The following is a 7533-nucleotide window of genomic DNA, read 5'->3' as shown; positions in this document are numbered from 1 at the left end:
GGGATCGAATCGTCTCTCTGTTCCGCTCCACTCCAGCGCCCCGCCCTCCACGGCCGCAGGTTCATGGTCGCGTGATCTGGGGCGATATCGATGACCCCGCATCTCCCGTTCCCGAAGCACTTCCTCCGGCCTCCGAGTTGGAGACGCCGGCCCCGGAGTCCGGAAAGGTGAAGGCGCTCGTCGGAAAGCCGGCCGTTTCCTTGCCCCTCCCGGATACCGACAAGGTTGAGGAGCCCTCTTCAGGAGAAGAACCTCCCAGCACACAGGAGCTCAACGAACTTTTATGGGGAGATAAGGCTCCCCCTTCTCGTCCCGCGCATCGGATCCCCGCCCCGGCGCCAGATCCCGCTCCGGTGGATGTCCGTTTCCTGTCCTATTTCTCGTGGCTCGAGGACTCCCCCGGATACGCCGAGTTCTCCGGAACCGTCGAAGGGGCCGATCCGCTCCTGTGCCCGATCTGCCACACGCTCGTCCTGAAGGAGGATCGGCTGCCTCTGCAGTCCCCCCAGGCGGTTCATCGCTCCTGCTATCAGAAATACTACGACGCCTTATCGAAAATCACTTCGGTCGAGTCCGCTCGAGCCTTGTTTGCCAGGGAGCCGAAAGCCCTGCACTGCTTCCATTGGATTCACGAACACTGGCCCACCTATCCCCCGGATTGGGATAACCGGCGCGAACGTGTTTTGAAGCGGGCTGGATGGGAATGTGAAGAGTGCGGGGAACGTGAGGACGAGCTCGATGTCCACCACAAAACACCCATCGCGCAAGGCGGGCTGCATTCTCCGGACAACCTGATCTGTCTTTGCAGGGATTGCCACGAGAAGGCGCATGGACGGACTTTGGGAGCTCCGTCGTCGGCCGTAAAAAAGGAAAGCGCCTACTCGCGCAGGATGGCCTTGCTTGCGGAAGCGATGCGGAACGGGACGGCAGTCCGCTTCCACTATCGGGATCAGAAGGGGAAGGAGACCGACCGGGTTTTCTCGCCGAAGGCATGGGAGACCCGCCACGGCGTCCAGTGCGTCAAGGGATATTGTCACCTCCGCAAGTCCAATCGTACCTTCATCGTCCGACGCATGTCGAAGGTAGCGGAGACAAACTAAAGGGGGTGTTGCTGTGTGGCAGAATGAGTATTTTTCCAAAGGGGATCGTTTGAGTTTGCTGGCGGTAATGTATGCCGGCATTGGGTTGGAGTGCCTTCTGTTTGGGACTTACGGCTTAAGGATAGGACGTGCGGGCGTCGCCGCTGCCTGTCTCTGGGGAGCCTGGATTTTCATGTATCGTTTTCGGCGCTTGGGAAAGCCTGTTGAACTGGAATGGCATAATTGGCTGGCTGTCACCGGCTACAAAATGGCGCTACTGGTTTCGCGGTAAGGGTTATAAGTAACAGAAAAAGTTAGGGGGAAGCTTTATGCCTAAGATGACCCGATTAGAGATAAAGAAATTCCGAATATTCCAGAACCAGACCTTTCATCTCGGGGAAATGTTAACGGTAATCTCAGGGCAAAATGGCACAGGAAAGTCAAATCTTTTAGGCTTGATAGGGAATTGTGTTGAATACAAGAAGCCCAGGCAACGAGTTTCGTCTATGTTTAATCCTCGCTCTTTTAGAACTGAATTTTCAGAGCTTTTTGCTGCTAGCCAAGAATACGACCTGTCAGGCTCAAATTTAATGACCTTTTATTTTGATGATAATGATTTGCGCAAGGTGCGTATTACGTGGCAAAAACACAATAAAGGTAAAATCTATCAAGAAGTAGGCGTAGAACAAGAGACAGAGACTAAGCGCTTTAGAATCATCCCCTATAAGGATATCGAAGGGAAAAGGTCCAGTGCAAAAAAGCAGATGGCTTCAATTTATTTAGGGCTTTCTCGCCTTTTTCCCTATGGGGAATCTGAAAAATGTACGAATAAAAGTCTTCGAAAATCAGATCCGGCTGCGATTTCTTGGATTTCAGAGCGGGCCAGCCGAATTCTTTCTATGACTGAAACAGTTGAGGATCTTGAAGAGGTCAGTGTCAGTGAAACGCGAAGGAAAAAAGGAATAGGATTTACGACCTCCAATTATGACGCATTGGCAAATTCTGCCGGTCAGGATAACATCGGACAGATTCTTTCCGCGGTCTGGAATATAAAGGCTTTGAAGACAGAACTGGGCCCCCAATTTCCAGGCGCTATACTGCTTATCGACGAAATAGATGCTACACTTCATCCTGCTTCACAAATAAAGCTGATAAAGCTTTTGATTGAAGAAGCGAGGAGTAACGATTTTCAGGTTGTTTGTACCACCCATAGCCTTTACTTACTAAGTTATGTAACAAACAAGGTACAGCATAATACGCCCGATGAAAATAACATTGAGCTTATCTATTTGACAAAGGCTCGCGGCTCTTTGGAAATCTTTCGCAATCCTGAACAGTGCTTGATTGAAAATGATTTAAGGGAAAATCTAGCGACACAGCCATTGCGTATCAAGGTTTATGCTGAAGATGACGAGACAAGGTGGTTTCTGAGGAAGTTACTGGAAAAACATTATCTTCTTGGACGACTCGATATTGTAGAAGGGGTCAGGTTAGGGTGTAGGGAAGCTCAAAATCTTTTTGAAAAAGACCCGATGACTTTTAATGAAATCTTGTTTATCTGTGATGGGGATGCCTCCCCAGAGGGGCTTCCTAACAATTTTGTCCGCTTGCCAGGCGAGAGCAGGCCGGAATCCGTCCTGATGGACTTCCTTTGCTCGCAGGAGGAAAGCCAAGAGTTTTACTCTCAAGATGGGCTTATGAGTCGTGGAATAAATCTAAGGAACTTACGAGAGAAAAAAAGGGAGCTTCTTGAACAAAGGCAGTCCAGAGCAGAACGAGAATTGTATAAGGAGTGGTTTCGGGAGATGCAACCATTCTTTGAGGAGTTTCATCTTTTTGATTTCTGGCATACAAGGCACCAAGAAGAGACAAATATATTTCTGGAGGCCTTCATAAATGCGTTTAACCGTATTGCAAAAAGGTTACAGATTCCCGTAGTTTCCCCTATGGCCAATTTTCAATAGCTTTTTTAAACTATCAAGAAAGGAGGTTGCCCATGTCTTTTTATACACCCTTGCGATACCCCGGCGGGAAAAGGAAGCTCCTCAGTTTTTTTGAGGCGTTGATTCGGGTAAATGATCTTCAAGGATGCTCTTATGTAGAGCCCTACGCTGGGGGGGCGGGGCTTGCTCTTTCGTTGCTTTTTCGTGGATGGGTTAGTCGCCTTTATCTTAACGATATCAATAAAGGCATCTATTCCTTTTGGTTTTGTGTTCTGAACCTGACGGATGATTTGTGCCGCAAAATCAACGACACTCCTGTTTCGATGGAAGAGTGGCAGAGGCAGAAAACGATCCAACAGGACGTAGAAAGCTCGGATTGTCTTGCCTTGGGGTTTTCAACGTTTTTTCTCAATCGCACCAACCGATCAGGAATCATTAAGGGAGGCGTCATTGGCGGTAAGGGGCAGTTGGGGGACTGGAAATTAGACGCGCGTTACACTAAAAAGGACCTTATCCGCCGCATTCAGGCCATAGCCTCTAAAAAGGAACACATCCATCTGTCTCGAATGGATGCTGTTAACTACTTGAAAAGCTTGTCTCTTTCAGTACAGCGTGTGCTTTTTTACCTTGATCCTCCGTATTTTGAAAAGGGAGCGGAGCTCTACGATAATTTTTATCACAAAGAAGATCACGACAGTGTGGCCAACTGCATTACTGGAACCCCTTACTACTGGGTTGTCTCCTATGACAACAAGGAGGAGATCAGAGCCTTTTACGAAGGGTATAGCGCTATCACCTATTCCCTAAATTACACAGCTCAGGACAAAAAAAGGGGAACGGAATTCATGGCCTTTTCTCATAACCTGAGCTTGCCGGCCTTCTTCCCAGAAAGCTCAGGGAAATATTTCTCCCTCATGTACGATCTTAAAGCGATCGTTTAAGGTTCATCCCTCCAGCGCCTCCACCGCTCGGGCCTTCGCCTCGGGCGCCAGGTGCGCGTACCGCAGCGTCATCTTCAGGTCTGCGTGCCCCAGCAACTCCCTGACGGTGTTGAGGTCGACGCCGGCCATGACCAGCCGGCTGGCGAAGTCGTGCCGCATGTCGTGCCACCGGAAGCCTTCGATGCCCGCGTCCTTCAGCAGGCGCTCCCACGCGCTCTTGCAGTTGTCCATCATGCCGCCGCTCTTGGGGGAGGGGAACACCAGCCCGTCGCCGTTCCCCCGCGTCTGCTTTTGCCAGGCGCTCAGGGCCTCCCGTGCCGTCCGGTTCAGGGGGATGCGGATGGTCTTGCCGCTCTTGGAGCTCGCCGCCCGGACGGTCAGGATCGCCTCCCTCATGTTGAGGTCGCTCCACCGAAGGGCGAAGAGCGAACCTTGCCGGATCCCCGTGTTCAGCGACACCAGGATCATGGGCTTCAGGTGGTCGGCAAAGGGGGCCTTGTCGAGATTGGGAAGGGGCGTCTTCCCGCGCGCTTTCAGCCATTGGTTGTATCGGGTTCGCTCCTCCCGCAGGCGCCGTTCCCTCGCATCGAGAGCCTCGAAGAGCCGCTCCCGTTCCTCTCCGGAGAGGTAGCGGACACGATGGTCGGACTCGTCCCGCAGCATCTCCAGCCGGGCCAGGGGATAGGCCTCGATGATGCCCCGCTTGTAGGCCCAGTTGAGGGCGGCCTTGAGGGCGGTTATCTTGCGGTTGATGGTGGAGATTCTCAGCCCGCGCTTGCGTTCTTTCGCGCGCCAGGCCTCGACGTGCTTGACGGACACCGCATCCAGCTCCAGGTCCAGAAGCTCGGCAAAGGAGCTTTTCAGGAGGGCCACGGTAGATTCGCCGCTTCGGCGGTGCTCCAGAACCCAGGGGCCATAGATGTCGTCGATGAACAGCCCCAGGGACATCTTGTCCCGAACCTCGGGCTTTTCGTAGGGGGTCTCGCCTCTGGCCAGGGCTGCGAGGAACTCGAGGGCAGCGTTGCGGGCCTCGGTGACGGAGAAGAGGTCGGCGTCGCCGAGCTTATGATGTGCGGACCTGCCGTCCGGACGTCGGTAGTAGACGTACCAGGTTTTCTTGCCAGCGGCGCCGACGTAGAGCTGAAGGCCGCGCGTGGCGGAGTCGGAATACCAGACGCCCTTGAGAGAAGCATCCGGCTTCACGGACAGGAGAAAAGATTGGGTGAACTTGACCTTTGGCATGTCGTCCGTCCCCGTGTCAAAATAGGCGATTGGGAATCCCTTGAAGCGCCCTTGAAGCAAATCAAGTATAACACAGGGTATACTGAGCGACAAAAACGACAACAAAAACAAACCTAAGCTATTGATTTTGCAATGTGTTATGCGTAAAAATCCTTACAGAGCAAAAAGCCGGTAAAATCGTTTATAAAACCTTGCCAAGGTTGGGGTCGCGGGTTCAAATCCCGTCTTCCGCTCCAAGAATGCCAAGGGTTCAGGGGATTTTGCTCTGAACCCTTTTTCTTTTCTTTACAGGCTGGAGTGTCCAATCAAATGCAACAGGTAAATCGAAAAAAGGCCTTGTTCGGGGTACGAAAGCCGAGACACTTTCCGGCTACCGTTGCGTTTGGTTTGTAAATCCAAGCCTCTGAAAATCTCCCCCGTATTCCGTCAGCCGTCCGCCAAAGTTCCTCTCAAGCGCTATCCGACTCCGGCCGAGTCCCTGCCGTCGGGACTCCCCAGGCTTCCGCCCCAGAACCCATCGCGCCCCAAGGTCCCCTCATCCGGAAGCTCCCGATACCCGGCCCTCCAAAAATAGAGCCCGCAGGCCGGTGCCGTCACGGCGGAGCGGGAACGTTCGTCCCCCGCCAAAAGGGCCTCCAGCCAGTCCAGGGACTTCTTGCCCCGCGCCACGGCATCGACGTTGCCCACGATGATGCGCACCATGTTCATCAGAAACGAGGGCGCGCGAACCGAGAGCACGGTCATCGGCCCCCAGCGCCGGCAGCGGACGCGCTCCAGGGTCCGCACGCTCCGCTCCGGGCACTCGCCCGTCTTGCAGAAGGCCCTGAAATCGTGCTCGCCCTCCAGGAGGCGGCAGGCGGCCCGGGCCCGGTCGATCGCCCAGGGGACCTTCCGCCACCAGACAAGCCCGTTCAGATGCGGCGGGCAGACCCAGCCGTGCCAGATAAAGTAACGGTACTCCCGCCACAGGGCGCTGCGCCGCGCATTGAAGTGCTCGGAGACCGGGTAGACGCCCATGACCCGAACGTCCTCGGGCAGGTGAAAGTTGGCGGCCAGCTGCAGACGCTCCGGCGCCCAGTCGCGGTCCATTCGGAAGGAGGCCACCTGCCCCACGGCATGGACCCCCTTGTCGGTCCGGCCCGCCCCGATCACCCGGACCGGACCGGACGCCAACCGGGATAGAGCCTCCTCCAGAACCTCCTGGACACCCAGCCCTTCCCGCTGGCGCTGCCAGCCCGAATAGGCGCCCCCCCTGTAAGCGATCCGCGCGGCGTATTTCCGGGGGCTCACAGCCAGAACCTCCTTGCGGCAAGAAGGAGGGCGACGGCACACACCGTCAGGGCGGCGGCACGCGTATCGCTCGTCTTCCAAACCAGGGGACGCCGCCTCGTCCTCCCCTCCCCCCCGCGGTACCCCCTGGCCTCCATGGCCAGAGCCATCTCGTCCGCACGGCGGAAGACAATGACGAATAGGGGGATCAGAACGGGGAAGAAGGCCATGACGCGACGGACAAGCCCTCCCTGGTCCAGTCGGGCTCCCCGGGAGAGCTGCGCCCGGATGATCCGGTCCGTCTCCTCCATCAGCAGGGGGATGAAGCGCAGCGCCACCCCGACCATCATCGCGCACTCATGGGCGGGAAAGCCGAAGCGGGCAAGGGGATGGAGCAGACGCTCCAGTCCGTCGGCCAGCTCAAGCGGGGCCGTCGTCAGGGGCAGCAGCAGGGCAAAGAGCATCAGCACCGTCAGACGAAGCGCCGTAAGCCCTCCACGAACCAGGGCAAGCGCTGTCGGACGCCCCATCCAGAGCTCGGAGACGACGTTGAAGGCGAACGTGAAGGCGACCAGGAACAGGATGGGACGGGAGGAACGCAGCACCGCCCGCCAGGATAGGCGGGACAGGGCCATCGCCCCGAAGAAGGCCAGGGTGCAGAGCCCCAGCGACAGGGGATCGTCCGAGACGAACACGGCCGACACCAGGAGCACGAGCATGAGGAGCTTGGCTCGTGGGTCCAGCCGGTGGACCGGGGAATCGATGGGGACGTACTGCCCCATGGGGGATGCAGAAAGCTGCACGTGAGGGCTCCTTATCAGAATCCAAGCATCAAAACATCAAAATCGAAGCGACATGGCGACATTTCAAAATTTGATCGCCGTCTCGATCGCCCGAAGCAGCACATCGGGGTCCCAGGTCAGAGGGACGCTGCCGCAGCGCGCACGCAGCCGGTCGGAGACCTGGAGTACCTCCGGCCACACCGGGGAACTCAGCGACTGCATCAGCAAGGGCCTGTCTCTTATACACATCTGACGCTGCCGACGACTAGTCGAGTGT

7 protein-coding genes and 1 pseudogene are annotated in these 7533 nt (G+C 55.8%); 4 read left to right on the top strand and 4 right to left on the bottom strand.

Annotated elements, in window-relative coordinates:
* The first annotated feature begins 353 nt into the window (after positions 1–353).
* From ABLA28_RS09515 to ABLA28_RS09500, 4 genes are read left to right on the top strand one after another with little or no spacing between them, the layout of a single operon-like run.
* The gene (locus tag ABLA28_RS09515; RefSeq protein WP_347713464.1) at positions 354–1100 is read left to right on the top strand and encodes an HNH endonuclease; all 747 of its coding nucleotides are present in this window, start codon (positions 354–356) and stop codon (positions 1098–1100) included.
* Between the two features lie 13 nt (positions 1101–1113).
* Complete coding sequence (locus ABLA28_RS09510) at positions 1114–1371, top strand: hypothetical protein (protein WP_347713463.1); 258 nt, start codon at positions 1114–1116, stop codon at positions 1369–1371.
* A 37-nt stretch (positions 1372–1408) separates the two neighbouring features.
* Positions 1409–3043 (top strand): AAA family ATPase, encoded by a 1635-nt coding sequence (locus ABLA28_RS09505; RefSeq protein ID WP_347713462.1) that lies wholly within the window; start codon positions 1409–1411, stop codon positions 3041–3043.
* Between the two features lie 32 nt (positions 3044–3075).
* Entirely contained in the window at positions 3076–3963 is an 888-nt protein-coding gene (locus tag ABLA28_RS09500) for a DNA adenine methylase (protein WP_347713461.1), read from the top strand.
* Positions 3964–3966: 3 nt separating this feature from the next.
* Here the strand turns inward: ABLA28_RS09500 and ABLA28_RS09495 are convergent, their stop codons facing one another.
* The 4 genes and pseudogenes from ABLA28_RS09495 to ABLA28_RS09480 form a co-directional block, all read right to left on the bottom strand.
* Positions 3967–5205, bottom strand: a complete 1239-nt coding sequence (locus ABLA28_RS09495) for a tyrosine-type recombinase/integrase (protein ID WP_347713460.1) — start codon at positions 5203–5205, stop codon at positions 3967–3969.
* A gap of 456 nt (positions 5206–5661) precedes the next feature.
* Entirely contained in the window at positions 5662–6495 is an 834-nt protein-coding gene (truA, locus tag ABLA28_RS09490) for a tRNA pseudouridine(38-40) synthase TruA (RefSeq protein ID WP_347713459.1), read from the bottom strand.
* Complete coding sequence (locus ABLA28_RS09485) at positions 6492–7277, bottom strand: energy-coupling factor transporter transmembrane protein EcfT (protein WP_347713458.1); 786 nt, start codon at positions 7275–7277, stop codon at positions 6492–6494. The genes truA and ABLA28_RS09485 overlap by 4 nt, the downstream gene beginning before the upstream one ends.
* A gap of 63 nt (positions 7278–7340) precedes the next feature.
* Positions 7341–7533 (bottom strand): annotated as a pseudogene (locus ABLA28_RS09480) (hypothetical protein); the annotation flags it as partial.

The organism is uncultured Fretibacterium sp. (assembly GCF_963544685.1).
In the GTDB taxonomy this organism is placed as follows: domain Bacteria; phylum Synergistota; class Synergistia; order Synergistales; family Aminobacteriaceae; genus CAJPSE01.
The sequence above is the reverse complement of the archived record's forward strand: the minus strand, read 5'-3'. Positions and strand labels throughout refer to the sequence as shown.